18 protein-coding genes are annotated in these 25,722 nt (G+C 52.7%); 10 read left to right on the top strand and 8 right to left on the bottom strand.

What is annotated here, in order from left to right:
* Positions 1–173 precede the first annotated feature (173 nt).
* The 4 genes from ACZA91_RS06865 to ACZA91_RS06880 all read left to right on the top strand — a co-directional run bounded on the left by ACZA91_RS06865 (position 174) and on the right by ACZA91_RS06880 (position 4,127).
* Positions 174–791 (top strand): TetR/AcrR family transcriptional regulator, encoded by a 618-nt coding sequence (locus ACZA91_RS06865; RefSeq protein WP_190526317.1) that lies wholly within the window; start codon positions 174–176, stop codon positions 789–791.
* Entirely contained in the window at positions 745–2,043 is a 1,299-nt protein-coding gene (locus tag ACZA91_RS06870) for an HlyD family efflux transporter periplasmic adaptor subunit (protein ID WP_463185531.1), read from the top strand. Before ACZA91_RS06865 ends, ACZA91_RS06870 begins: the two co-directional genes overlap by 47 nt.
* Positions 2,044–2,166: 123 nt before the next feature.
* On the top strand, positions 2,167–3,324 hold the full coding sequence (devC, locus tag ACZA91_RS06875; protein WP_099535439.1) for an ABC transporter permease DevC: 1,158 nt from the start codon (positions 2,167–2,169) through the stop codon (positions 3,322–3,324).
* A 74-nt stretch (positions 3,325–3,398) separates the two neighbouring features.
* Positions 3,399–4,127: an ATP-binding cassette domain-containing protein gene (locus tag ACZA91_RS06880; protein WP_099535505.1), complete on the top strand. Its 729-nt coding sequence runs from the start codon at positions 3,399–3,401 to the stop codon at positions 4,125–4,127.
* Positions 4,128–4,139: 12 nt separating this feature from the next.
* Here ACZA91_RS06880 and ACZA91_RS06885 read toward each other — a convergent pair whose 3' ends face one another.
* The gene (locus ACZA91_RS06885) at positions 4,140–4,664 is read right to left on the bottom strand and encodes a peptidase C15 (RefSeq protein WP_463185534.1); all 525 of its coding nucleotides are present in this window, start codon (positions 4,662–4,664) and stop codon (positions 4,140–4,142) included.
* A 131-nt stretch (positions 4,665–4,795) separates the two neighbouring features.
* Between ACZA91_RS06885 and hisH the strand changes: the two genes are divergently transcribed.
* Positions 4,796–5,452 (top strand): imidazole glycerol phosphate synthase subunit HisH, encoded by a 657-nt coding sequence (gene hisH, locus ACZA91_RS06890; RefSeq protein ID WP_099535437.1) that lies wholly within the window; start codon positions 4,796–4,798, stop codon positions 5,450–5,452.
* A gap of 45 nt (positions 5,453–5,497) precedes the next feature.
* Here the strand turns inward: hisH and ACZA91_RS06895 are convergent, their stop codons facing one another.
* Together ACZA91_RS06895 and argC are read right to left on the bottom strand one after the other, a co-directional pair.
* Positions 5,498–6,538: a DnaJ C-terminal domain-containing protein gene (locus ACZA91_RS06895; RefSeq protein ID WP_463185537.1), complete on the bottom strand. Its 1,041-nt coding sequence runs from the start codon at positions 6,536–6,538 to the stop codon at positions 5,498–5,500.
* 237 nt (positions 6,539–6,775) lie between these two features.
* Positions 6,776–7,834, bottom strand: a complete 1,059-nt coding sequence (gene argC, locus ACZA91_RS06900; protein ID WP_099535433.1) for an N-acetyl-gamma-glutamyl-phosphate reductase — start codon at positions 7,832–7,834, stop codon at positions 6,776–6,778.
* Between the two features lie 332 nt (positions 7,835–8,166).
* Here argC and ribBA point away from each other — a divergent pair, with 332 nt between their 5' ends.
* From ribBA to ACZA91_RS06925, 5 genes are all read left to right on the top strand, one after another.
* Positions 8,167–9,852, top strand: coding sequence for a bifunctional 3,4-dihydroxy-2-butanone-4-phosphate synthase/GTP cyclohydrolase II (gene ribBA / locus ACZA91_RS06905; protein ID WP_099535431.1), 1,686 nt, complete (start codon positions 8,167–8,169; stop codon positions 9,850–9,852).
* Positions 9,853–9,992: 140 nt separating this feature from the next.
* The gene (locus ACZA91_RS06910) at positions 9,993–11,810 is read left to right on the top strand and encodes a hypothetical protein (protein WP_463185540.1); all 1,818 of its coding nucleotides are present in this window, start codon (positions 9,993–9,995) and stop codon (positions 11,808–11,810) included.
* Positions 11,783–13,555, top strand: a complete 1,773-nt coding sequence (locus ACZA91_RS06915; RefSeq protein ID WP_463185542.1) for a hypothetical protein — start codon at positions 11,783–11,785, stop codon at positions 13,553–13,555. The genes ACZA91_RS06910 and ACZA91_RS06915 overlap by 28 nt, the downstream gene beginning before the upstream one ends.
* Positions 13,556–13,654: 99 nt before the next feature.
* Positions 13,655–15,403, top strand: a complete 1,749-nt coding sequence (locus tag ACZA91_RS06920; protein ID WP_463185544.1) for an ArnT family glycosyltransferase — start codon at positions 13,655–13,657, stop codon at positions 15,401–15,403.
* Positions 15,404–15,420: 17 nt separating this feature from the next.
* Positions 15,421–16,200 (top strand): hypothetical protein, encoded by a 780-nt coding sequence (locus tag ACZA91_RS06925; protein ID WP_463185546.1) that lies wholly within the window; start codon positions 15,421–15,423, stop codon positions 16,198–16,200.
* Here the strand turns inward: ACZA91_RS06925 and ACZA91_RS06930 are convergent.
* The 5 genes from ACZA91_RS06930 to ACZA91_RS06950 all read right to left on the bottom strand — a co-directional run bounded on the left by ACZA91_RS06930 (position 16,197) and on the right by ACZA91_RS06950 (position 25,625).
* Entirely contained in the window at positions 16,197–16,718 is a 522-nt protein-coding gene (locus ACZA91_RS06930; RefSeq protein WP_463185548.1) for an ankyrin repeat domain-containing protein, read from the bottom strand. The genes ACZA91_RS06925 and ACZA91_RS06930 overlap by 4 nt on opposite strands.
* A 128-nt stretch (positions 16,719–16,846) precedes the next feature.
* Complete coding sequence (locus ACZA91_RS06935) at positions 16,847–17,191, bottom strand: four helix bundle protein (protein WP_463185551.1); 345 nt, start codon at positions 17,189–17,191, stop codon at positions 16,847–16,849.
* A gap of 119 nt (positions 17,192–17,310) precedes the next feature.
* Complete coding sequence (locus tag ACZA91_RS06940) at positions 17,311–21,555, bottom strand: DUF559 domain-containing protein (protein WP_242030679.1); 4,245 nt, start codon at positions 21,553–21,555, stop codon at positions 17,311–17,313.
* A gap of 157 nt (positions 21,556–21,712) precedes the next feature.
* A complete protein-coding gene (locus ACZA91_RS06945; RefSeq protein WP_190530818.1) occupies positions 21,713–22,192 on the bottom strand; it encodes a DUF29 domain-containing protein in 480 nt (159 codons plus the stop codon).
* Positions 22,193–22,256: 64 nt separating this feature from the next.
* A complete protein-coding gene (locus tag ACZA91_RS06950) occupies positions 22,257–25,625 on the bottom strand; it encodes a helicase-related protein (RefSeq protein WP_190530817.1) in 3,369 nt (1,122 codons plus the stop codon).
* Positions 25,626–25,722 lie beyond the last annotated feature (97 nt).

Genomic DNA, 25,722 nt, shown 5'->3' on the forward strand with positions numbered 1-25,722 from the left:
CAGCATTGCTCAGGCATCGATTCGGCATGAATACGACACTCATTAGGCATCGATCGACCCCTGATCATGCATTACACAATGTCGATTTCAATGCCAATTTCAGTGCCAATTCTGCGCAGGTGAGGTAGTGTGGCCGCACAAAAACCGATTAAAAACACTTGCGTATTGAGCCAATGCCCAAAATTGTTGATCACGAGAGCTATCGCCAAGAACTCCTGAGTCGTTGCTTTGCTTTGTTTGCCGAACGGGGCTACCACGCACTCACGATTCGGGAAATTGCCAAGGGACTCGGTGTTTCCACCGGAACCCTTTACCACTATTTCGAGAGCAAAGAAGATCTTTTCATCCAACTCATGGACTACCTGAGCTTGGAGGATACGGGAGAGCAAGTGCTCAGTCAGTTGAGCCATCCGCTGACCCTGGCCGAACGAATTGTGGTGGTGATGAATTGCGTGATTGACAACGAGGAATATTTTCGCCAGCAGGATCTGTTAATTGCGGAGTTTTGCCGCCACCAGGGGGAAGTGGTGCGCAAAAATCCCTTGATTCAGGGGGCCCACGATCGCTATGTTCAGGCGCTGGCAGACTTTTTGGGAATTCACGATCGTCCGGTTTTGGAGTGTTTTTTGGCTTGGGTGAGTGGCTTGCTGTACCGCCGAATGCTTTTGGGTGAGCAGTTGGACTTGGCGGAACAGGCAGTTTTGATGTCCAAGATGCTAGCGGGCTACTGGGAGCAAACCAATCGTGATTGTAAAGTTCAGGAATTTCAACACGCTGGCTCTGGCGGCTAGCGCGGCGGCGGCAAGCATTGCCCTGGGGGCGATCGGGCTGTCGCAGTGGAACCGGGCAACGGCAGAGCAACAGGCCCAAAGCTCAACCCCGGGCCCGGTGGTGCGATCGGGCGTGACGGCCCTGGGGCGACTGGAGCCGGAGTCGGAGGTGGTGCGGTTGGCGGCTCCCTTGGCGCTGGATGGCGATCGGGTCAGTGAGTTGCGCGTGCGGGAAGGCGATCAGGTGCGGGCGGGGCAAGTGGTGGCCTTGTTGGCTTCGGAAACCGTGTTGGCCGCCGAATATAACGAAGCGAACCGCCAAGTGCAGGTGGCCGAAGCGCGCCTAGCCCAAGTGAGGGCCGGGGCCAAAACCGGTGACATCAACAGCCAGCGGGCCGCCGTGAACCGAGTGCAAGCAGAATGGCAAGGGAACACTGATGCTCAACGGGCCCAGCTCAGCCGGTTGCGGGCCCAGTGGCAAGGGCAGTTGGCCCAACAGTCGGCCGCCGTCCGTCGCTTGGAAGCGGAGTTAGCCAATGCCCAATCAGAATATCGGCGCTATGAGGCGCTTTATCAGGAAGGGGCGGAATCTGCCTCCCGGTACGATTCCAAGCGGCTGTCGGTGGAAACTTTGTTTCGGCAGCTTCAGGAAGCCCGGGCGGAGCTGAACCGGCTCGATCGCACCGGTCGCCAGGAAGTGCAAGAGGCCACGGCGGTGCTGAGTCGGGTTGAGCGGGCGGGCCAACAACAATGGCAAGAGGCCAAGTCCACCCTTAGCAGCGTGGCGGAAGTGCGGACGGTGGATGTGCGCACGGCCTTGGCGGAAGTGGCGGCGGCCAGGGCCGCGCGCGATCGGGCGGCGGCGGCCCTGGAGCGGGCTTATTTGCGGGCCCCCAGCGATGGGCAAATTTTGAAGATCCATGCCCGGGCAGGCGAAAAGATTGGTGATAGCGGCCTGCTTGACCTGGCCCAGACCGATCGAATGGTGGCCGTGGCGGAGGTTTACCAAACCGATGTGGGGCTGGTGCGCGTTGGCCAACCGGCAACTATTGTGGGCCAAGCTGTTCAGGGCAGCTTGCGCGGCACGGTGACCCAAGTGGGACTGCAAGTGCTGCAACAAAACGTGTTTAGCAATCAGCCGGGCGAAAACCTCGATCGGCGGGTGGTGGAAGTGCGCATTTTGCTCGATCCGGCCAGCACGGCCCGCGTGCGATCGCTCACCAATTTGCAAGTGGAAGTGAGCATCGAAACCGGCACGGGAAACGCTCGCTAACTCGCTAATTGGCGGTTACTTGATTAATAGTCATTTGATTAATAGTCACTTGATTAGCAGTCATTTGATTGTTATTGAATCAATTCTTTTGCCAGCACGCTCGCTAGCGTTGCAACCGACCCCATGCCCAAAAAAACTCCCCTTTCTTGGCTATTATTGGTGCGCCAGAAAAGCCGCCTAATTGTGGCCACTGCTGGCATTGCTTTTGCAGATATTTTGATGTTCATGCAGTTGGGGTTCCAAAGTGGTCTATACGACGCAGCCATCAAACCCCACCTCAACCTTGATGCGGATTTAATCCTGATTAATCCTCAGTTTCGGACGCTTTTTTCTGTTAAGAGTTTCCAACGCGAACGGCTCTATCAAGCTCGCGCACTGCCCGAGGTGAAAGAGGTGAGTTCTATTTACATCAACACCGGCCAATGGCGCAATCCAGAAACCCGTGAAAGTCGCGCCATTTTGGTTTGGGGTGTGGAACCGGGAAAGCCCAGTTTCAAGCTGCCGGAAGTGGAACAGCAACTCAATCAAATCACCCTGCTGAAAACAGTTTTGTTTGACCAAGCAGGACGACCAGAATATGGCACGGTAGCCGATTGGTTGGCCCGATCGCCCCAGGGCTTAGAAGTGGAGTTGAGCGATCGGCTCTTGAACGTCAGCGGTACTTTCACCCTGGGGGCATCTTTTGCGGCAGATGGCAACACGATCGTCAGTGATTCCACCTTTTTGCACTTGTTTCCCGATCGCTCCGCCAGCAACATTGAAGTGGGGTTAATTCAACTGCAACCGGGTAGCGATCCGGTGGTGATGCAACAGAAACTGTCTGCCTTTTTGCCCAAAGATGTGCGAGTTTTGACCGTTGAAGAATTTGCCAACGTTGAAAAACAATATTGGGCTGAAGGAACCGGCATTGGTTTCATTTTTGGTCTTGGGGCCATCATGGGCTTCATTGTGGGCATCGTGATTGTTTATCAGATTCTCTATTCCGATGTGTCCGATCACCTATCGGAATTTGCCACCATGAAAGCCATGGGCTACAGCAACGCCTTCCTGGTGCGCGTTTTGATCACTGAAGCCTTGATTTTGGCAGTGATTGGCTTTTTGCCCAGCATGGTTTTGGCAATGGGTTTATATCAAATCACCTATTCCGCCACTCTTTTGCCAATTTTCATGCGGCTCGATCGCGCCATCACCGTTTTTGTGTTGACCATTGCCATGTGTAGCGCCTCCAGCGTGATTGCCATGCAAAAGCTTTATCAAGCGGATCCAGCGGATATTTTCTAAGGATTTTTGCCCACTTTTTGGAAGATCAATTTGGGAAGATCAATCTAGCAGAGGGTTAGGTTATGGATCAAGTCATGGATCAGGTTACGAATCAAGTCCTTGGGCAACCATCTAGCCAAGCCAGTGCCATTCTGATTCAGAATTTGAATCACTATTTTGGCAATGGTGATCTCAAAAAACAGGTGCTTCATGACATTAACCTGATCATTCAAGCGGGTGAAATTGTGCTGCTGACGGGGCCATCTGGCTCTGGAAAAACCACCCTATTGACCTTGTTGGGAGGGTTGCGATCAGCCCATGAAGGAAGCTTGAAAATTTTGGGCCAAGAAATGTGTGGAGCCAGCAAAGAACAGCTCTTAAAAACTCGCTGCAACATTGGCTATATTTTCCAGGCCCACAATCTTTTGAGCTTTTTAACCGCTCGCCAAAATGTCCGCTTGTCCTTGGAATTACATGACCATTACACCGATGCGGAGTGCGATCGGCTGGTGGATGAAATGTTGACGGCGGTGGGATTGGGAGAGCGATTGGACTATTATCCCGAGCAGCTTTCGGGGGGACAAAAACAGCGGGTGGCGATCGCCCGGGCCCTGGTGAGTTCTCCCAAAATTGTGTTGGCCGATGAGCCAACGGCCGCGCTCGATCGCAAGTCGGGGCGGGATGTGGTGGAAATTTTGCAACGCTTGGCCAAGGAGCGAGATTGCACCATTTTGTTGGTTACTCACGATAACCGAATTTTGGATATTGCCGATCGACTGCTGTATATGGAAGATGGGCGATTGGTGAAGGATAAGACTGAGTAGATTTGCAGGAAATCAAACTTGGCGATCGTGCTCTAGGTTATGCAAAATTTGACGGAAATCCGCTGCGATTTTTCCTTGATTTTCAAGGGTCAAAACCGGCACATGGATAAACAGAGTTTTGGCTAATTGGCGGTGGAGCAACAGCCATTGCAAGACTCGGTAATAGAGCGCATTGCAAACAAAATTTCCCGCATCAAAGCTAATTTCAGAACACTCAGTGCCCGCCAACAGTTGCGGCAAATGAAAACCCGTTGCTAACCGACTGCCCCCTTGGCTAGCTTGGGCTTCGAGGGAGAGGTGAGATCGCCCCTCAGCCATGCCACACAACAGGATTTTCCGAGGACGATGTTGCTCGATCGCCCCAATCACCCGCTCAGGAGCCAGATCAAAATCAACGGGTAATTGTCGCAAGCAAATCGCCTGCGGGGGCAGTTGCCGTTGTTCGATCAGCAAAGCTAGCAAATCATCGGAGGCGTTGGATTTCTGATGGGGTAACCAAGTTTGAAAGGAGGTGATCAGCCAGGGAGATTGCGCCATTTCAAACCTATAATTTCAGTGGTTTCGATCTTTTGAATGATTTGGATGATTGAGATCGCTTTCGATCGCCCGTCATCCAAATCACAGTTTCAGTCAATACAATTGCAGCAATTGCAGGGGTTTGGTGTCCTATGACAACGATTGCCGTGGTCGATTACGATATGGGCAACTTGCATTCCGCCTGCAAGGGGCTAACCCAGGCGGGAGTTGAGCCGATCGTGACTGACTCGGCAACGGTGATCGATCGCGCCGATGCGATCGTCCTGCCGGGAGTCGGGTCTTTTGATCCGGCGGTGCAGCAACTGCGCGATCGGGGATTGGAAGCGCCCATTCGCCAGGCGATCGCCCAAGGAAAGCCCTTCTTGGGCATTTGTTTGGGTTTGCAAATGCTGTTTGAAACCAGCAGCGAGGGCCGGGAACCGGGCCTGGGCATCGTGCCCGGCTCCGTGCGGGCTTTTCAGCCAGAACCAGGCATCACCATCCCCCACATGGGTTGGAATCAATTGACCCTCACCCAACCCACATCCCTGCTGTGGCAAGGGCTGGAGCCGTTGCCCTGGGCCTATTTTGTCCATTCCTACTATGTGGATCCGGCGGATCCAGGGGCGATCGCCGCCACGACCACCCACGGCAGCCAAACGGTGACGGCCGCCATTCACTGCGAAGCACTCGGTTCCGGTCGGCCCAATGTGATGGCGGTGCAGTTTCACCCGGAAAAGTCAGCGGCGGCGGGCCTGCGGATCTTGGCGAACTTTGCCACCACGGTTCGATCGATGGTTCCTTGCTAGGGTTAATCGACCGATTTGGCAACGCTTAAAAATGCCTAAAAACGCTTAAAGCTGAACGGAGCGCAGGTGCGATCGGGGATCGGTCGATCGCGCCGCCCGCACCTGTTCATAGGCGGCCCGCTCGGCCGCCGTGGGCGAACTGGGCAAAGTCACCGCCACCCGCACCAACAAATCCCCTCGTTTGCCGCTGGGTTCAACCCAACCCTTGCCCCGCAACCGCAGGGTTTGACCCGACTTGATGCCCGCTGGCACATTCATGGTCACCAACCCATCGGGGGTGGGCACATCGGCCTTGGTTCCCAACACCGCTTCATCTGGGGCGATCGGGATTTCGCAAACCAAGGTGTCGCCCTCAAATTGAAAAAAGTTGTGGCTATTGAGGCTGACCTTCAGGTACAGATCTCCCCGTTGACGGCTGTAGGGGTCGTATTGCCCCTTGCCCTTGAGGCGAATTTTGCTGCCCGGTTTGGCCCCGGGAGGAATGCGCACGGTGATGGTTTCGGCTCCCAGGCTCAGGCGCTTTTGCGTGCCATTAAACGCTTCCCCAAAGGACAGGGCCAAAGTGGCTTCCCGATCGCCCGCGGCCGATTGGGGGCCAAAGCCGCCCACATCCCCAAAGCCGGAGAAGCCACCCCCAAAATTGCTGCTGTTGTAATTGCCGCTGTAGTTGCTGCCCGTGCCGCTGCGATAGTTGTAGCTGCTCGATCGCGTCCCGGCGGCCCCTGGCCCGCCAAACCGTCCCAGCAGCTCATTAATAAATTCATCAAAGCTGCCGTAGCGGCCAAACTCAAAATCATCAAACCCGGCTCCCCCGGATCCGGTTCCTCCCCAGGCTTGACCGGCGCGATCGGCCTGTTGCCAATATTGACCAAAGCGATCGTACTTTTGGCGCTTGTCCGCATCGGACAGGACTTCATAGGCCTCGTTCACTTCCTTGAACCGCGCCTCCGCCTGTTTGTCGCCCGGGTTCAAGTCCGGGTGGTATTTGCGCGCCAACCGTCGATAGGTTTTCTTGATTTCCTCGGCACTGGCGGTTTTGGTCAGACCCAGCACCGCATAGTAATCCTTAAAATCTGTCGCGGCCATGCGCTATCACCTTATTTTGCTGCGGTCGATCGGGATGGATTTAGCCTAACGAAGTCTAGCGCTGGCTGGAGATCGGGTGCGATCGCGCTGATTGGTGCAATTCCCGAACCTAACCAGATTTTGGCTGTCGCCTGGATCCTGATCCTCAGCGGTTTCCGCCCCCTTTCCGGCCATGGGAAAGGGGTTGGGAAAACCAAGATTGATCGACCATTTCGGGAGCAAGTTTCGGGGGCAAACCTAGGGATAGAACGCCAACTGGGGCAACCCGATCGTTTCATCCAAGCCCAACATCAGGTTCATGCACTGCACCGCCTGACCCGATTGGCCCTTCATCAGGTTATCGATCGCCGACAACACAATCACCCGATCGGTGCGTGGATCCACCTCCACACCCAAATAGCAAAGGTTGGTTCCTAGGGCCCACTTGGTTTGGGGATAGACCCCACTGGGCAACACCTTCACCCAAGGACTGTTGCGATAGAAGGCGTTGTAGATGGTCAGCAGATCTTCGCGCACCAGGCCCGGATCGCGGAGGGTGGCATAGACGGTGGACAAAATGCCGCGCGGCATCGGTATCAGGTGGGGCGTGAATTGAATCCGCACTTCATGGCCCGCCAAATCCGTGCAAATTTGCTCAATTTCCGGCGTGTGGCGATGGCGACCGACCCCATAGGCAGAAAAGGAACCGCCCGCTTCCGCCAACAACATGTTGGTTTTGGCCTGGCGACCGCCGCCGGACGTGCCGGACTTGGCATCAATGATCGCCGTTTCCGGAATGATAATCCCCTGTTTCAGCAGGGGCAGCAGGGCCAACAGGCTGGCCGTGGGATAGCAGCCGGGACAACCAATCAGGTTCGCCTCCGCGATCGCCTCGCGATTCAGTTCCGGCAGCCCATAGACCGCCATAGCCGCCACTTCCTGATCGCTGCGACTCTTGCCATACCAGTCTTCATAGGTGTTCAGATCCCGGAACCGGTAATCCGCCGACAGATCCAGCACCTTGCAACCCCGATCGACCAGTTGAGGAGCCAAGTCACAGGCAATCCCGTTGGGCAGCCCCAAAAACACCACCCGACAGCGCCGGGCAATCTCATCCAGGTCGATCGACTCCACCTTCAGGGAAATGCGGTGGGCCAGGTGAGGATAAACTTGCCCATAGCTTTGGCCGGCACTGCTTTCGCCGCCCAAATAGGTCAGTTCCACATGGGGATGATCTAACAGAATTCTGACCAGTTGCACGCCGCCGTAGCCCGATGCGCCAACGATGCCAACTGGAATCTTGTCTGTATTACTCATAATCCGGCTTCTGATTCCCTTTGCTTGTGTGGGTGCCTGTGTCTGTGGACGGGCGCGGTGCTGCTGGGTGCGGGCCAGCCGGCGGGTGCGCGCGGCTTGTTGCCATGCATTCTAGTACCGTTTGCCGGTGTTCCTGCGTTCGGTTGCAGGGGGTCTCACCCCTAGGGGATACAGGGCGATCGCACAGGATCAGAAAAGCCGCAATTCACCGCCGGGTGAAACTGCTACAGGAGATACAATGGAGACCATAAGTTAAGAACTGTAACTGTTTATTAGCGTCCGTCCTAGCCTCTAGCCGACAGACGCGCTGTTCGCCTTTGGTTGCTGCCGCAATGACCCACCACACTGTCCCCCAGTCTGTTCCCGCGTTTGTGTTTGACACGATTCCCGCCATCCTGGCAGACCTGAAGGCCGGGCGGCCTGTGGTGATTGTGGATGACGAAAACCGCGAAAACGAGGGGGACATCATCTACGCCGCTGAAAAGGTGACGGCGGACGCGGTGAACTTCATGGCCACGGAAGCGCGGGGGCTAATTTGTTTGGCCATGACGGGCGATCGGCTCGATGCGTTGGAGTTGCCCTTGATGGTGACCAACAACACGGACAGCAACCAAACGGCCTTCACCGTCAGCATTGATGCCTCACCGGCCTTGGGGGTGAGCACGGGCATTTCAGCGGAAGACCGCGCCAAAACAATCCAAGTGGCGATCGACCCCCGAACCCGGCCGGAAGATCTGCGGCGACCGGGGCACATTTTCCCCCTGCGATCGCGTGAAGGGGGGGTGCTGAAGCGGGCAGGGCACACGGAGGCGGCCGTGGACTTGGCTCGCCTGGCGGGGCTTTATCCAGCGGGCGTGATTTGCGAAATTCAAAATCCCGATGGTTCCATGGCCCGGTTACCGCAACTGATTGACTATGCCCAGCACTACGACCTGAAAATCGCCACAATCGCGGACTTAATTAGCTATCGGCTGCAACATGAGCGGTTTGTGATCCGGGAAACGGTCACCAAACTGCCCACGGAGTTTGGCCTGTTTGAGATCTATGGCTATCGCAACGAAATTGACGGTTCCGACCATGTGGCGATCGTCAAGGGCGACCCGGCCACCTTCCACGATCGCCCGGTGTTGGTGCGGGTGCATTCGGAATGTCTGACAGGGGATGCGCTGGGATCCTTGCGCTGTGACTGTCGAGCGCAACTGATCGCGGCCCTGAAAATGATTGAGCAGGCCGATGAAGGGGTGGTGGTTTACCTGCGCCAGGAAGGTCGCGGCATTGGCCTGATTAATAAGCTCAAGGCCTATTCCTTGCAAGATTTGGGCTTTGACACGGTGGAAGCCAACGAAAAGCTCGGTTTTCCAGCGGATTTGCGCGATTACGGTGTGGGCGCACAAATTTTGAACGATTTGGGCATTAACCAAGTGCGGCTGATTACCAATAACCCGCGCAAAATTGCCGGTGTTCGTGGCTATGGGTTGGAAGTGGTCGATCGCGTGCCCTTGTTGATTGAGGCCAACTCCTTCAACACGCGCTATCTGACCACCAAGGCGGCCAAGCTGGGGCATCTGCTGCTGCAAACCTATCTGGTGACGATCGCCCTCCATTGGACGGATCACCCCACCACTAGCGAAGCCTACGAACGGTTAGCCCAGTTGCGACAATTGGTGAGCGATCGGGATTTGCGATTGCGGGAAGAGGCGCGGCCGGTGGCGGTGGCCCTGTTTGGCAATCCGGCGCTGATTGTGCATTTGGGCTTTGACCAATCCAATTTGGCCATGGCCGGTTGGTATCGCGAACCGGGCCATCCTTACCTGGAGGCGATCGCCCAACTCCTGGATCAGTTGGCAGACTGGCAAGCGGTGCAGCGGCTGGAATTTTTGGTCAGTGAAGGGGGCGACCCCATGGCCGGGCTACAGGTGAAGCTCGATCGCCTGACCTACAAGCTGTCAAGCGGGCATCGACCATCCACCATTTGCCAAGATGTGGAAAGCCAGCAAATTTATAGCTTCCTGCGCTAGCGGCCTGCGTTAGGGCTGTCGGGGCGATCGTCCTGCGCTAAAGTGCCTTTGTTGCAAACTGCGGGCCGCCGATCGGGAAATGTCCCCTAGCTAGCGGTTCCCCGGCGGTTTGGCAACGGTTTTTCAGGGCAGGACAGCGCGTGCAACAGGAACCGGGCCATCACCCCCCTCAGGCCATTCAGGCATTTTGGGCACAAGTTTGGAGCGTTCTTTTTCAGCCGATCGCCCATGGGCGCGATCGACGGCTCTGGTTTTGGGGCGGCCTCTGCGGAGCCGTGGCCCTGGCCTATGGCGGGTTGGCCCTGCAACAGGCCCTGGCGGGCCCCTATGTGATCCAAGATGATGCCCGACAGCATGTGTTTTGGATGCGACGCTTTTGGGATCCAGAAGCCTTTCCCCAAGATCTGATTGCCGACTATTTCCAGTCCGTGGCCCCGGCGGGTTACCAATGGCTCTATGGCTTGGTGGCCAAGCTGGGGCTAGATCCTTTGCTGTTTAACAAATTTGTGCCCTTGGGGTTAAGTCTGCTGGCGGCGGTGGGAGCCTATGGCTTGGCGGTGACCCTCTGGCCGATTCCATTGGCGGCGGGGTTGAGTGGGCTGCTGGCGGTGCAGGCCCTGTGGCTGCGGGATGATTTGGTTTCCGGCACACCAGCGGCCTTTGCGGGGCCCCTGTTGCTGTGGGGGTTGTGGGCGATCGCCCGTCGGTGGTTGGGGGTGACGGTAGGGGCGATCGGACTGCTGGCTTTGTTTTATCCGCAAGTGGCCCTGGTGCTGGGCGGCGCGTTAGGACTGCAATTGCTGCGATCGGGGCGATCGGTTGCTTGGCGCTGGCGGGCGGCCTGGGAACGCCCGGAGGTGCGGGTGGCCTTGGCGGGTTTGGGGGCGCTGGTGGTGACCATGGTTCCCTACCTGCTGCGCGATTCTCCCTTTGGGCCGGTGCTGTCCGTGGACGTGGCGCGATCGATGCCCACCTTGGCTGATAAGGGTTGGTCTGCCTTTTTCACGCGGGATCCTTGGAACTATTGGGCCTGTGGCCAACGCAGTGGCTTTTTGCCCACCGAATGGTGTCGGATCATGGCCTTCCATTCGGTGCTGGTGTTGCCTTTGGGCGTTTGGTTTGGCCTGTTGTGGCCCCTGCTGTGGTGGCAGCGTGATCGCTTCCCCCTGGTGCGATCGGCCCAAGAAGCCTTGCCCCTGTTGGGCGATCTGTTGCTGTCCTCCGCGATCGGGTTTGGGGCGGCCCATGGGTTGCTCTTTAAATTGCACCTGCCCAATCGGTATGGGGAGCATTCGGTGCGGCTGGTGGCGGCGCTGGTGGCGGGTTTGGCGATCGCGGCGGTGCTGGAGCGGGCGGTGCAATGGCTGCGGCGGGGTGGATCCCGGGCGATCGGGGCCGGGCTGGGGGCGGGCCTGTTGGTGCTGTGGTTTGTGGCCTATCCAGTGGCTCTGACGGCTCAAAATTACGCCTTTCCGGTCACCAACTACGTGCCAGGCAATGCTCCGGGGCTTTACGCTTTTTTGCAACAACAACCGCGTGATACCTTGGTCGCTTCCTTGGCTCGCGAGGGGGATAATCTGCCCGCCTTTGCGGGACGATCGATCTACGTGGGCGGCCAAGGCTATCTGCTGCCCTATCATCTGGGGTTTTATCAAGAACTGGTGCGGCGGCTCGATCGACTCGTGAGCGCCCAATTTGCCCCCAGTTGGGCCCCCATTCGCCGGTTTTTGGCGGAAACGGGCGTGGATTTTTGGTTAGTGGAGCGATCGAGCTTTCAGCGGGACTTTTTGGATAGTCGTCGGTTTCGCCAATTCAACATTGGTGCAGCCCCATTAGCCCAGCTCGATCGGGGCGAACAACCGGTTTTACCTAGCGCGATCGACCGTTGCGCCCATTGGCAAGCGAGCGATTTGGCACTGTTGGAGGCGAAATGCTTAATGGCTGGCTCCGCGCCCTAGACCCAACCAGCCCTAGGGGCGATCGCGCGGGCCGCTGGGCCTTGGCGCTCAGTTTGGCCGTGGCGATCGGTTGTGCCCTGCCCGCCCTCTTTCAGGCCTTCAGCGGCCCCTACGTGGTGCAAGACGATGCTCGCCAACATGTGTTTTGGATGCAACGGTGGCTCCATCCCGATCGCTTCCCCAATGACCTGATGGCGGACTATTTCCAATCCGTGGCTCCCTGGGGATATCAAGGCCTCTATCGGTTGGGCAGCATCCTCGGCTTAGATCCGATGGTTTTCAATAAATTGCTGCCGATCGGCCTAGGAACCCTGACCACATTTCTGTGTTTTCAAGTGGTTTGGCAACTGTTGCCCGTGCCCTTGGCGGCCTTCAGCGCCTGCGTATTTTTAAATCAAAATTTATGGATTGCTGACGATCTCGTTTCCGGTGTGCCCGTTGCCTTTATTTATCCCCTTTTATTTCTGTTTCTAAAGGGTTGGTTAGGGCGATCGCCCTGGCAACTCTTCAGCGCTATTGGGCTTTTGGCCGGCTTCTATCCCCATGGCGTTTTATTGGGATCTTCCCTGATTGGTCTAGATTTAATTTGGCAAATTTGGCTAATTGCTCAGCGATCACCGTTCCAGGTGCGATCGCTACTGAAAACCCTATGGAATCAGCGCCGATTAGAACTCAGTTTGTTGATATTTTCAGGCTTAGTTCTATTGCCCTTCCTCGGCAAATCAAGTCAATACGGCCCGGTGCTAACTGCCACTGAAGCCAAAACCTTTTGGGCCCAATTTTTCCAGGTGGAACCGGCTTGGGCCTATTGGTTCAAGCATCGACGCACGGGACTGATTCCGATCGATTGGTGGGAAATTGACTTCGCCTTCCCGCAAATTATTTTGACCTTACTCTTTCCGATTTTGTGGTGGCAGCGCGATCGGTTTCCCCTGGCCCAGTCCACGCGATCAAGCTTGGTCTTTGTGCCGCAGTTATTAATCGTTTCTGGTGCTTGGTTTACCGTTGCCCATCTCTTGCTCTTTCGGCTGCATTTGCCCAACCGCTACTCAGAACATTCCCTGCGGATCGTTGTAGCCATTGTGGGTGCGATCGCCCTGAGCTGGCTAGTGCAAAAGGCTTGGCAATGGGCAAAATCACGCCCACCCAACGCAAAATTGAGCACCCCAAAAGCCAAAGGCTTAGTGTTGCTCATCACCGGTTTGTTGCTGATTTATCCCTTCACCTTTCCTGGTTTTCCCGCCACGCAATACGAAATTGGCAACCATCCCCAACTCTATGAATTTTTTCAGAACCAACCGGTTACCATTCGGATTGCTTCCACCACCCGTGAAACGGATAACTTGCCCAGTTTTGCCCAACGCTCCATTGTGGTCGGCCCCGGGTTCACCATGCGCTACCATCGTCGTTATGCCACGGAGCTATTGCAGCGGGCAACGGATTTAATTGTGGGTCAATATACCCCGAACCCCGATCGCCTACGGGAGATTTTGAACCGCTATTCAGTGGATTTTTGGTTGCTCGATCGGGCAGATTTTGACCCCAATCAGCTTCAAAAAATGGGCTGGGTGCGTTGGTTCCGCGCCAGCCCCCAAGAACCCCTAGCGATCGCCCATCGCCAAGCGATCGAACAATTACGGCGGGGCGAAGTGCCCGTGATGCAAACGCTGCTCGATCGTTGTCAGCAATTCACCGATCAATCGTTGGTTGTTCTGAATGGCAATTGCTTAAGATCATCCCTTTAATTCCATGCATTCAGCCTGTCTGATCACGGCTTACTGATGAATCTCATTCATTAATTTGATTCACGCCCTTCATTCCATTGCAGATCAACTTCCATCAAGATGATTAACCAAACAATTAGCCAAAAAATTCTGACCAGTTTGCAAAAGGGATTTCAAACCGGGTTCCAAAGTCCTCGCCAAGCTCCCCGCTGGACAATCTCCTTACCCCTCTTGGGTTTGATTTTGTTAAGTGGCGCGATCGCCCTCTATGGCATTAACTGGGGATTGCCAGACTGGAAAGGTTGGGCCGCCGATGAGCTAACACCAGAACGGGTTTTAGAGGCGATCGATCAAAAGTTTGCTAACGGTTGGCACTATAAATATCCACCCTTTCACTATTACTTATTGACCCTGCTCTATTCGCCCCTGTTGGTTCTGAAACAACTGGGCTGGGTTTCCTTTGAAGACCTGAAAACCTATAGCCTTTTGTTCTATCTCAATCGGCTGCTTTGCGTGGTCATGGGCATGGGAACCATGGTCTTGATGGTGCGGTTGGGAGAAATGATTTTTGATCGCAAAACGGGCTGGCTAGCGGCCTTATCCATGGCCCTCACGCCCCTTTATGTCTACTACGCCAAAATTGCCAACTTAGATATTCCCGTTTTGTTTTGGTCGATCGCCTTTTTAATTGTCTATGTAGAAATTCTGAACCATCACCGCTTTCGCGACTACATCATCGGCGCAGTTTTAGCCGCGATCGCCGTTTGTACCAAAGATCAGTTCTATGGATTTTGCATCCTCACGCCGTTCTTTGTGATTTGGCACTATTGGCAAAAACAACGGCTGAGCAATCCTCAATTCACCCTTTGGCAAGCGGTGCGCGATCGACGGGTGGGCTATGGCCTTGGTGCAGGGGTTGGAGCATTTTTAATTCTGCAAAATGCCCTCTTTAACTTCCAAGGGTTTATCGATCGATTCAACTTAATTCTGTACGGAGGAGCCAGCATTCGCCCTCGCTACGAAGAAAGTTTGCAAGGGCAGTGGGAAATGCTGGGCCAAAGTTTTGGTCATTTGCAATTTTCCTTTGGCTGGCCCCTTTGGTGGCTGGCTTGGGTCGGCATGGCGCTCTATGGCTGGCGATTGGTTCGATCGCTCCGAGGCCATTCCCAACCGGGCTGCACCTCTCCTCATCCCACCGATCGGCAATGGTTGCCGCTCTATCTTTGGGTTCCCGGTATTTCCTATTACCTGTTTTATATCGCGCCTATTTTGTATAACGATGTGCGCTATTTAATGCCCTTAATGCCCCTCTTTGCCTTCTTCGCGGGTTCTGCCATGGCCCAGTTGAGCAATCGCCTGAAACTCTGGTTTTTTCCCGGTGCTTTCATCACCACCCTCGCCTTGATTTACAGCTTGGGTTATAGCTGGACAGTCAACAGTTTAATGACCCATGATTCGCGCTATTTTGTTGAAGAATGGATGCGATCGCAAATTCCCGCCAATCAATTAATTCTGGAAGTGGGCATTGAGAAATATTTGCCCCGTACCACAGGATTCCAAGCCAAATTGCTTGAAGAACCGGATTTGGGCCAGGTGAGCGCCCTCAAACCCCAATGGATTATTGTCAGCAGTGGCTATGACCAACGCCGCTTTTTGCAAAATTCTCCAGGTCACCAATTTTTTGAGCAGTTACAATCGGGAAAGTTGGGCTACGAACTGGCGCTGCAATACCAAACCAAGCCCAAGTGGTATTGGTTCGATCGCCCCACGGTGACCTATCGACTGTTGGATGACATGAAAATTTATTCCAACTTCGACAAAATCGACCCTGAAATCACAATTTATCGATCGAATAAATCGACTGAATAAACCGCCAACTTTTAATCATGATGCCCTTCCCCGCCCTGCCCCGCGCTTCCCGTCGCCCTCGGATCTTCGCGTCCCTCCTGGCTCGTTCTGGGGTGGTGGGCTGGGGGTGCTTGGCCTGCTTGCTGATCGGCTGTGGCAATGGGAACCGCAGCGATGCAGCAGTCACCACCGAGGCTCCGGCAGCTCCCGCGACCCAACCTGTGGCCTTAAACAGCGAGACCCCATCGGCTCCGGGAGCGGGTCAGTCGCCCACCGTGAATCGGGTGGCGGCGGTGGATGCGAATCGCGAAATCGCCAACGGTCGCCTGGGGCGGGTGCGGCTGGGCATGACCCTTGCCGAGGCCAAGCGGCTGATGGGGCCCAATGTGCGCTGGGAAAATGTGCCGAATCTGCTGGTGGATTTTGGCGGCATTGCGGCCAAGTCGGGATCGCAAACCCTGTTTTATGTCATTTACGAAGCAGCAGGCGGAGCACCACGCGATCGCGACCCGATTTCCATGCTGATGACGGAGAACGCCGCCTACAAAACCGCCGAAGGAATTGGCCCCGGCAGCTCGATCGCCCAAGCCGAAGCGGTCTATGGCAAAGCCACCCTCAGTTTCAATTGGGACGATGAAGCGCGGGAATATGTCAAATTTGCCAGCCAACCGGTGGGTCTGATTTTTCGCACTCAAGGTCAGCCCAATGACTTCGATGGCAACTATCCCACCACCCAAGGCCAAAGCGACAGTTTTTACAGCACACAACGTTATCACCCCACCGCAGCCATCAAAGCCGTGTGGGTCGCCTCGCCCTAGGATTCCGCGCTGGCCGCCAACTCCGAAAACCGCTTTGCTCCAGCCGCCCGCAAGCGTTCCGCCCCCTCGGGCCAATCCATCAACAATGCCTGATCGAGATGGGTGAAGTCGGGGCCATAGTCACCGATTCGGTTGGGGTCGGCTCCGGCGGCCAACAAGCGGCCGATCGCGCCGGCCTGCCGCCAAGCCACGGCAAACCCAAGGGGCGTTTCTGAATCATCCGTGACGGCGTTGGGGTCGGCTCCCCGTCGCAACAGCAAATTGATCATCGGCAAGTCCCCTTCAACCACAACATTGAGCAGGGGCGTGCAGCCAAAGTTACCGGGCGGGCCATCCACGGGCGCGCCCCGATCGAGCAGCCAAGTCACCATCGATCGGTTGTGCCAAATGGCGTAGTCCAGCAACATGGCTTCGTTGGACTGGTAAAGCTCGGGATGTTTGCCCAACAACAATCGCAGCCGCCGCCGATTGCCGCGTTGAATGTAGCTATGTGCTCGACGAATAAGACCACGACCCATGGGCGATCGACCTGCTTTAAAAAGGGCAAAAGGCAAAAGGCAAAAGGCGAAAGGGGAAAAGGCGAAAGGGAAAAGAGCACAAAATGAATTTGCTCTTGTGTCATCGCTTACTTTTGCCCTTTTACTTTTTACTTTTTACTTGAAGTAATAATTGCTCCGATGATTTTCATAATTTCTGCTGCTTCAGATTGAAGAGTCATGATGCGATTTTCAGGAAGAATGTCTGTGGCGCTGAGTAATTTCAGCCAGTAGTGGGTTTCGCGAGCTTCTTTGAGAGCGATCGAGTTTTTGCTAATGAAATCCGCCTTACTCTGTCCTGACTGCGCTTCTTCCAAATTAGCACCAATAGAAGTTCCAGAGCGAAGCAGTTGCTTGCTCAGTGTCCTACTTACTCCTGGCTTTTCATCCAGAAACTGACAGACTTTCACAATCCGCACCGCAAACTCAAATGCCCTCTCCCGAATATCTTTCATAGCAAAAGGTAAAAAGTAAAAGGTGAAAGTAATAGTAGACGCTTTGTCTTAATAACTAAACATCATCAAGCATAGTTTCCCTCTCGTTTCTCTCCTCTTCACTTTTTACTTTTGCCTTTTTACTTTTTACTTAACTCCCGGTAAGCATTAAGGGCGGCTTCTTTGACTGGCTCGGGGACGATCGGGAAGGTGCTGAGAATATGGGTAAATTCTGCTTCGGTTAAGTCATACAGGTGGGCAATGATGCCATCGAGTTCGGCGCGAAGTTTACCCCGTTCTATTTCGTTTGTGATGCCGTTTTTGTGGGAGCCTAAGCCAACTTCTTTGGCTAAGTCGTCAAATTCGGGGGTGGTGCAGATGAGTTTGGCGGCACAGGTTACTATGACATCAAACCATGTGTCTCCTTTTTGGAGTCGTGGGACTGGGATTTGATAAAGATAAAAAGTATTAAGATTTGCCGTCATTCGAGATCGAAGTATATAATCTGCAGGAAAACTACTCAAGAACGAAACTAATACAAGTAATTCTTCACTTGTAAATCTTAACCTATTGTAATTATGGGAATTGTTTTCAAATGGGAAATGAACAGACAAAGAGTTCCCTGCTAGACAATTTTTAGGGATTAAACACGATATTAATGTTCTAGAGTCAGTATTTCTAGCAATTTTTCTTATCGCAATTCTATATGCTTCATAATCATTTTTAAGATCTTTTGGAATCTCATTTAATCCAGTTCTTTTTCGACGTTTCTCAAGAAAATCACTTCTCAAATCAGATTCTTCAATCCAATATCTAGGCTCATCATAGCAATGAGAGAAATGTAAAATCATTCCACCTTCATACAAAGGATATTCAGTTTTCTGAGTTTGAAAGAATTTAGCTCCACGATTCATGTGTAATTCTTCGCCATAAAGCTCTAAATTCCAACCAAGTTCAGAATCATATATAAGAGGAAATTGCATCATTTTCTTGGCAATTTGAATGTCAATCTCATTTTTGAACTCCGTGATTGACAAATAATCTGGCGATAACTTTCGGATGAGAGAGATATCTAAACGGATATCATTAGGTGCAGGAAAATTGGTTAATTCAGCGACATCGTGACGCATGAACCGCACGGGAAAAGCTTGTGTTTTTCCACCTTTCCCGAAGCTCAAGATTACAAACTTAAAGCGACTATCCACGCCCTCAAAAATTGCCTTGCGGTTCTCGAAGCAAAATAGTCCTGTTACTTCTGTTTGCGAAAAAAGCATTTCTCGGAGTTGCTTTGTTCCCAAATCGGTATAGATACCACTAGGAATGACAATGCCACACTCACCACCATCCCGTAATAAATGATGACAGCGTTCTAAAAATAGTTTGTAAAGGTTTATATCAGTTCCAGCTTTTTTCCCATTCACGATCGAGATTTGGTTGATGTAATCTTCCGATGATCGAAAATAGGCACTAACGTGGGGGAATTGGCTCTGATACTCATTCCAAGCCTGGGCAATATCTGGATCTTGTAAAAGCCTCTTCTGCTCCTTTTCAAATGCCTTGATATCCATTTTCTTTTTAGCTACAAGGTCACTGTGATTAGCGAAAAATTCCTTAGCATTGGGTTTGAAAACTTCCCACGGCGGATTGGCAATAATCGCATCAAACCCACCCCGCGCAAACACCCGATCAAAATGGTAGCCCCAGTGAAACGGCTCCAGCGCATCGATATCCGCAATGGTCAATAGCCGCTTTTGGGGTTTGCCCACCAATTGCGCTTGCTCATACTTAATCCCCAACCGCTGGCTAAACTCATCCAACAACAATTGATTCAGCTTTGCTTGAGATTCCCGGTTGAGCTTGTCGATGTGGTCACGCAACTGCAACAGGCGAGTTTCCTGGGGCAATTCCGAGTCCGCCTGCTGGAAAGCGTGTTTTTTGTAGAGCGCAATGGTGCGATTTTTGTCCTCCAAAATTCGCTGATATTCCGAAGCCGCCAACCCTTGCAGCAAATTGCCCTGCACCGCCGTTGGCCCCAACAAATTAATTTGCGTCGAGTCAAACCCGCTGCCCCTTTGCCCTTTACCTTTTTCCTTTTGACTTAAGCGATCAAACCCTTCCCCATCGACTCGAATCAAACCAATCAGCGAATTGCCCGCCATAATATTGAAATCAATATTCGGCAACGGTTCCAAATCATTAACCGTTTTTGCCGAAGAAACCAACGCCAAAAATAGCCGCAACTTCGCAATTTCCGTCGCCTCCTCCATGATGTCCACACCATAGAGATTGTCCGTAATGATCCGTTTTTTGATGTAGTAGTCAAGGGATGGATGCTTGGCAGCTTCCTGCAACCATTGAGTAATGCTTGCCCTCACCCCCAGCCCCTCTCCCAGGGAGGGAAAGGGGGGTAAGAATTCAGCGCGAATCTGTGATAGAACTGTGGGCAAATCTCGTTCTACAGAGTTGCTGTTAACACGAACAAATCGTAATCCCAAGGACTCAAGTAACTGTTGACGCTGTTGATCCGCTTCTTGCTGATTTTGATGCACACCACCGTCAACTTCTACCACTAAGCGCTCTTGAGCACAGAAAAAATCAACAATAAAAGCGCCTATTGGTTGCTGACGTTTAAACTTACGTCCATCTAATTTACGTCCGCGTAATGCCTGCCATAAGATGGCTTCACTGGCTGTAGGTTCTTTACGAAATTGGCGAGCAACTTCCCTCATCCGTTGTCTCAATACTGAGGAAATTTCCCAGTACATTTCCGCCTCTTGTCCCCCTTCTCCCTCCTTGGGAGAAGGGGCTAGGGGATGAGGGTTAGTTTCCGCCATGAGACCCTCACCCCCAGCCCCTCTCCCAGGACGGGAGAGGGGAGCCGGAGCGCCGACGGCACGAACCTCTTGTCCCCCTTCTCCCCCCTTGGGAGAAGGGGCCAGGGGATGAGGGTCTTCTAACAACGACTTAGCCCTTGTAACGACCCGTTGATAAATCCCAATCAACGTTTTCATCGCCGCCACCAAAAAGGCCCCCGATCCACAGGCCGGATCGAGCAGCGTCAGAGTTGGCAAAATTTCATTTAGTAGGCGATCGCATTGGGTAGCATCTAATGTTTCAAGGAGCGATGAAAGGCCCTCTCCCCCAACCCCTCTCCCAGGGTGGGAGAGGGGAGCCGGAGCGCCGACGGCAATCGATTCTTGTCCCCCTTCTCCCGTTTTGGGAGAAGGGGCTAGGGGATGAGGGCTTTCTGTTGGGGCAAGGCGATCGAGCACCAATTTGTTGATCGTGCGATCGCAAAGATACTCGGTGATTTCCGGCCGGGTGTAGTACGCCCCAAATTCTTTTTGGTTAATGTATTTCTCGAAAATATAGCCCAACACATCCGGGTTAATTTCCAGCGGGTCTTTTTCAGGGCGATCGTCCAAATGCCAAGAATAGCGAGAAAACAGATCGAAAACCTGCGAAAAGGCACGATCATCAATCTGAATTTGAGCATATTTCTGCTCAATGGTATGGCGTAAAAACAAGCCCCCATTCAGATAACAAATCTTGCCTAACCGTTTCTGAATCTCTGGATCACGTAGATATTCTGGCTCCGCAAACCCAACAAAAAACAACTCCTTGAGAAACTCATAAAAATTTCTCCCTTCCCGCTGGCAAAGTTGCAGTTTATGTTGCAAATACAGCGCATCTTGATTATCTAGGAAGTAGCGCCGCTGCAAGAAATAGATGAACATTAACCGATTCAGCAAAACCGACGCATACCAACGGCGATCGCCCTCCGAATCGATTCCCTCGATCGCTAAACAAAACGTCTGGTGCAACCCCTCAAAATCCTGAAAGAATTGCTTCGTCACCCGCTCAACATCAAACCCCTGCTTCACCTTTTGGGCAACATCCACATGGGTCAGATTGCCTTCTTCCTTGAAATCGACAATCAGCGCCTCTAGCTTTTGCAGCAAGGTTTCCGGGTTTTGGCTCACCTTATAGGAATGCGATCGCACTGCCCTTGTCGATGTCACCGTCTCTGCACTTTTACCTTTTCCCTTTTTACTTTTGCCTTGCTTAATTTCTGGCTTCAGCCACAACCATTCCTGCTGCGTTTTGCTCTCATCCCCAAACACCAACAGGTGGGATTTACTATAGTCCGTTAATTGTCGATCGAGCTTGACCCGAATTGGACGCGCCGGAATTTCTGGCGTAATGCACTTAAAGACCGTAAAGCCGCGCTTTTGGGCAAGGGAAACCACCTCAAAATATTCGCCATCCACCTCAAAGGGAAGCATGACGCGATCGACCGTATCCCAGCCCAGTTCTTCAATGAACAGAGACTCAAAATCAAACGTTTGGAGATACTTTTGAGCGCGTTGGCGATGGAGCGGCATGGCCTTGTAACTCAGATCGGGTTTAAATCAACTGGAAAGTCAGGATCAAACAATTGCTCGGGGCTGTAGGGACAATTTTCGGGTAAATCTGCGTAATCTAAAGGGGTTTCCTTAACCACCAAGTCTAACCCAGAAAAGATTAGAGGGCATCTTTGTTTTATTCGGATTCTTCAGATTCTTCGGGTGCTTCTAGCCACATATCATGATTTAACATTGGCTCGATCGAGCGATCGTAGGGCCATTCTGCTGGGAAAGAAGTTTTTGGATATTCCTTCCGCGTATTTTTCAGGGCAATTTGCCAAGCCTTATCAAAGCTGAGTTCCCATCGACCACTGAGGCTAGGAACAGCATCCAGCAAAACTTCTAGCTCTCCTCGCTGCGTCCGAATTGTTCGCTCCCATCCGTTATAGTCATGGGGCAAGTTGACATATAACCGCTTCAACAGATGTTCTAATAAAACAATCAGGCGGCTAATCAGCTCCTTTTTTTGCGAAATTCCCAATGCTTCTACCTCTTCAATCAAATGTTCAAGATCGAGGTGATCGAAGTCCCTCGCCCTCAGTTTGGCAACCGTATCTTCTGCCCACAGCAAAATATCTTGGTCGTAGAGAAGGTTGAGATTTTGAGTTGGAAACATTGGTGAATCTCCTTGAGAATATCCAACAATTTGATGCTCTTCAGCTTACCGGTCTTACTCTCAGCTAACCCCTAAATAATCCCATCGAGCAGATAATCCGTGCCCCGTCTCGACGTTCATCTAGGTTGATCACACAGAGCGCGTCATGCTCTCGCAGGAATATCACCAGTTTTGCCAACTGCTCATCACTAATTCCCGCCTTGAGTTCTCGATTCAGACGCGCGATCGCATTTTGCTTCAAGGGATATTGGTTAATTTCCTCGATCGCTCGTTCCAGACTTTCCCATTCTGTCCCCGTTGCCAGGATGGGTGCTGTTTCGCGGACATGCTGGGTATAGGCCATCAGGCGATCGTAAGTCCGAGATGCCGCGCTGCGCTTATTGCCCAGCGTTCCCGCCACAGTCTTGGTCTGCTCAGCAATCAGCTCCGATCCGCGTGTTACTAAATCATGGTGCTGAGGATGACGAGGCAAAGACGGCGTATCAATGCTGCACCGAGCCATCCGTAAAATTCGCATTTGCGACTGCGTGACGCTGTTGCCGTCTTTGTCCACCCACGCCAGCGCATCAGTACCGCTATCGGTGCGGAGGTAAAGCAAAACGCCCTCTGGGTCGGCTTCCGTTGGTTCATGCTCACGGGTGGCATAGGCCACGTCGGGCAGTTTTTCAATCATGCCCTTGAGCGCCGGGTTTGCCTCGATCGCACTTTGCCAAATCTGCAACGCCTCCGAGGTTAAATCCACCTCCCCTTCATCAACTTCATCCAACACGCCCGATCGCTCATTGTAGAGATTGAGCAGCATCTCCTGCGCTTTTTCATCCTCAAAAAACGCCTCATCCGTGCCCACAACTTCTTGGTTTTGATTGAGGCGATCGCGCAGCCGTCCCCGCAGGTTAATCAGCCGCTCCACGCCCTCCGCAGGCAAAAACGAATAGCAAAGAATTTCTTCCGCCTGTTGCCCAATCCGATCGACCCGCCCCGCCCTCTGAATCAGCCGAATAATTGCCCAAGGCAAATCGTAATTCAGAATGATGGCGCAATCTTGTAGGTTTTGCCCCTCACTCAACACATCTGTTGCTACCAATACCCGCAATTGCTCAGTTTCTGGAATCTCTTTTTGATTACTAATCGGACTAAATCGCCAAGCCAGAGCCGTCGGGTCAGCCGATTGTCCCGTTGCCAAGCCCACTTGCTGAATGCCCAAATCTGCGAGCGCCCTTGCCAAATATCGTGCCGTATCCGCAAACTGCGTGAAAATCAGCACTTTTTCAGTCGGATGTTGTTGCTGTAATAACGCCACCAGCGCCTTTAGCTTGCCATCCAACGCTGGGTTCCAATTCCCCGCCAGTTGCAAAATTCCGATCAAAGCGGTGGCATCTTGCTGCAGGTTTTGCCGCAACTGGGGACGAAACAGATCAGCACGAATCCACTTAAATCGACGGGAATATTGCTCTCGATATAAACGATAAATCTCTGCGGCTCGTTGAGTAAAGTTCTGCTGTGGATCAATATCTTCTTCATCCAAAGTGTCAGACAGATCCTCAGCGGTTTCCCAGTCCTGACTCAAGGGCAAATCTTCATCATCACCCACTTCATCCAGTAGTGCAGCATCCTGAGCACCAATGGGTAGGGGAAGATCGTGATTAATTGCATGGAGATACACATAATTTCGCAAAATATGCCGCTCTAACGACTGAATAAAAGCAGCCCCACTACTCTCCAATCGCTTAAACAAATTCGTGCGACAGAATCCCATTAATCGCTGACCCGCATGGGAAAGATTCGCCAATAGTTTTTGTTCTTCGTCCGTGGCTCGTTGTTTGGGTTTAGGGTCTTGATAAATACCCAGCCCATACCGAGGCAAACTTAGGTCATTAATCACATCCACCACGCGATCGCTATACAACCTTGCGTAGGGATCACGCTGCGGTTGGTCGATCGTAAATCGCACTGTCCGAGGACGACGGATTGGTAAATACGATCGCCGCCCATCGGCAAATTCCAGATAGAATCGTTCGCCATCCTGTTTGGCATAGGTATTTTTGATGAAACTGCGCGTCCGCCGCACCATGTAGCGACTCATCAACTGTTGCCAATCTTCGGGTTCTGGACTCTGCTCAAAGGCCAACAGCGATCGTACTGGACTAGCACTATGTTTGCGGCGAAACTGCATCTCACCGCCAATACTGCGAATATAGGCTTCCGGCTTAATTCCTAAATCCGCATCGGGTCGTAGGAATAACTGTAACTGCGCTGACAAGTCTAGATAGGTTTTGTTATAGGGCGTTGCTGTCAGCAAAATACAGCGACTACCACTCTGTTCGATATAGTCTTTAATGGCTTGATACCGCCTGCCATCCTTATTTCGCAGGTTGTGGCTTTCATCAATCAAAACCAACCGAAACCGCGCCGGAATATTGGGCAGTTCTTGAATCGCACGGCTAATTGGAACTACCTTGCCCCTCAAGCCATAACGATCAATATAACCCTGCCACATTCTTTCTAGATTCTTCGGGCAGATAATCAGCGTACTCGTACCATAATCTTCTTCACAAAGATGGGCGATCGCGGTTCCTACTAAGGTTTTGCCCAACCCGACCACATCGCCAATAATCACCCCATTTCGTTTGCTGACATGGTGTGCCGCAATTTGGACTGCCGCTTCTTGAAATGGCAGCAGTCCAAAACTGGCCGGAGCGCGGTATTGACTCAACCCATCCCGCGCCTCTTGGGACAGGTGATAGGCCATTTTTAGATAGACAAAATAGGGTTTGAGCGATCGTCCCGCCCAACTTTCGTCGATAATTTCCGCTAACTGCTTCGTAATATCGACACAAAAGCGATCATCCCAACGATCAACAAACCACCGCTCCAACTTACTCGTATCATCGCGATCAACCACTTCCACATTTAGCTCACCCTGAGATCTCAGCCCCGATAAAGTCAGGTTGCTACTGCCCACGTAGCTGATAATGGGCGTGGCGCGATCGTGGCGATAAATTAAATACAGTTTGGCATGGAGAGCATTTCGTAAAAATAGCTTGACCTGTAGTTTTCCAGTTAATAACTGTCGCCGTAATCGCTGTAAACCCTCCTCATCAGCCGCACTGGGCGCACCGTAGGTCAACTGCTGCCGAAACTCTTGCGCCATAAAGGTTTGTAGTCGAATTGTCTGCCCTTGGTCAATTCGCTCTGGCTCTACTCCGATCGCTAATGCTCGCCGTAGCTCTTCTTTCGGCAAACGGTACATCCCCACCAGCAATCGACAAGTTTTCCCTTCCCCTCCCTCAAATTGCTCAATATCAGAATCAATTTGTTGCCATCCCCGCAAGTTGAAATAACCCACACAAAAATCAGCACGGTAGGCTTGCTTCAGATAATGCTGCAACTCAGGTAGGATCGGTTGCTCGATATTGTCATAAATACTAGACATCGATTTTATACAAAGCAGTCTATTAGATTGCTAGGATTGAAATTACGCAACAGATGATCAAACTACAAAGCTCATTCTGTCCGCTGTTGGTTGGCTG

The sequence above is a fragment of the Limnothrix sp. CMB-01 genome, from assembly GCF_055193175.1.

Coding starts and splice junctions, on each gene's coding strand:
- ACZA91_RS06915 (WP_463185542.1), top strand. CDS start 11,783: ATGCTTAATGGCTGGCTCCGCGCCCTAGACCCAACCAGCCCTAGGGGC.
- ACZA91_RS06925 (WP_463185546.1), top strand. CDS start 15,421: ATGATGCCCTTCCCCGCCCTGCCCCGCGCTTCCCGTCGCCCTCGGATC.
- ACZA91_RS06930 (WP_463185548.1), bottom strand. CDS start 16,718: ATGGGTCGTGGTCTTATTCGTCGAGCACATAGCTACATTCAACGCGGC.
- ACZA91_RS06935 (WP_463185551.1), bottom strand. CDS start 17,191: ATGAAAGATATTCGGGAGAGGGCATTTGAGTTTGCGGTGCGGATTGTG.
- argC (WP_099535433.1), bottom strand. CDS start 7,834: ATGAGTAATACAGACAAGATTCCAGTTGGCATCGTTGGCGCATCGGGC.
- ACZA91_RS06940 (WP_242030679.1), bottom strand. CDS start 21,555: ATGCCGCTCCATCGCCAACGCGCTCAAAAGTATCTCCAAACGTTTGAT.
- ACZA91_RS06945 (WP_190530818.1), bottom strand. CDS start 22,192: ATGTTTCCAACTCAAAATCTCAACCTTCTCTACGACCAAGATATTTTG.
- ACZA91_RS06920 (WP_463185544.1), top strand. CDS start 13,655: ATGATTAACCAAACAATTAGCCAAAAAATTCTGACCAGTTTGCAAAAG.
- ribBA (WP_099535431.1), top strand. CDS start 8,167: ATGACCCACCACACTGTCCCCCAGTCTGTTCCCGCGTTTGTGTTTGAC.
- devC (WP_099535439.1), top strand. CDS start 2,167: ATGCCCAAAAAAACTCCCCTTTCTTGGCTATTATTGGTGCGCCAGAAA.
- ACZA91_RS06950 (WP_190530817.1), bottom strand. CDS start 25,625: ATGTCTAGTATTTATGACAATATCGAGCAACCGATCCTACCTGAGTTG.
- ACZA91_RS06865 (WP_190526317.1), top strand. CDS start 174: ATGCCCAAAATTGTTGATCACGAGAGCTATCGCCAAGAACTCCTGAGT.
- hisH (WP_099535437.1), top strand. CDS start 4,796: ATGACAACGATTGCCGTGGTCGATTACGATATGGGCAACTTGCATTCC.
- ACZA91_RS06880 (WP_099535505.1), top strand. CDS start 3,399: ATGGATCAGGTTACGAATCAAGTCCTTGGGCAACCATCTAGCCAAGCC.
- ACZA91_RS06885 (WP_463185534.1), bottom strand. CDS start 4,664: ATGGCGCAATCTCCCTGGCTGATCACCTCCTTTCAAACTTGGTTACCC.
- ACZA91_RS06895 (WP_463185537.1), bottom strand. CDS start 6,538: ATGGCCGCGACAGATTTTAAGGATTACTATGCGGTGCTGGGTCTGACC.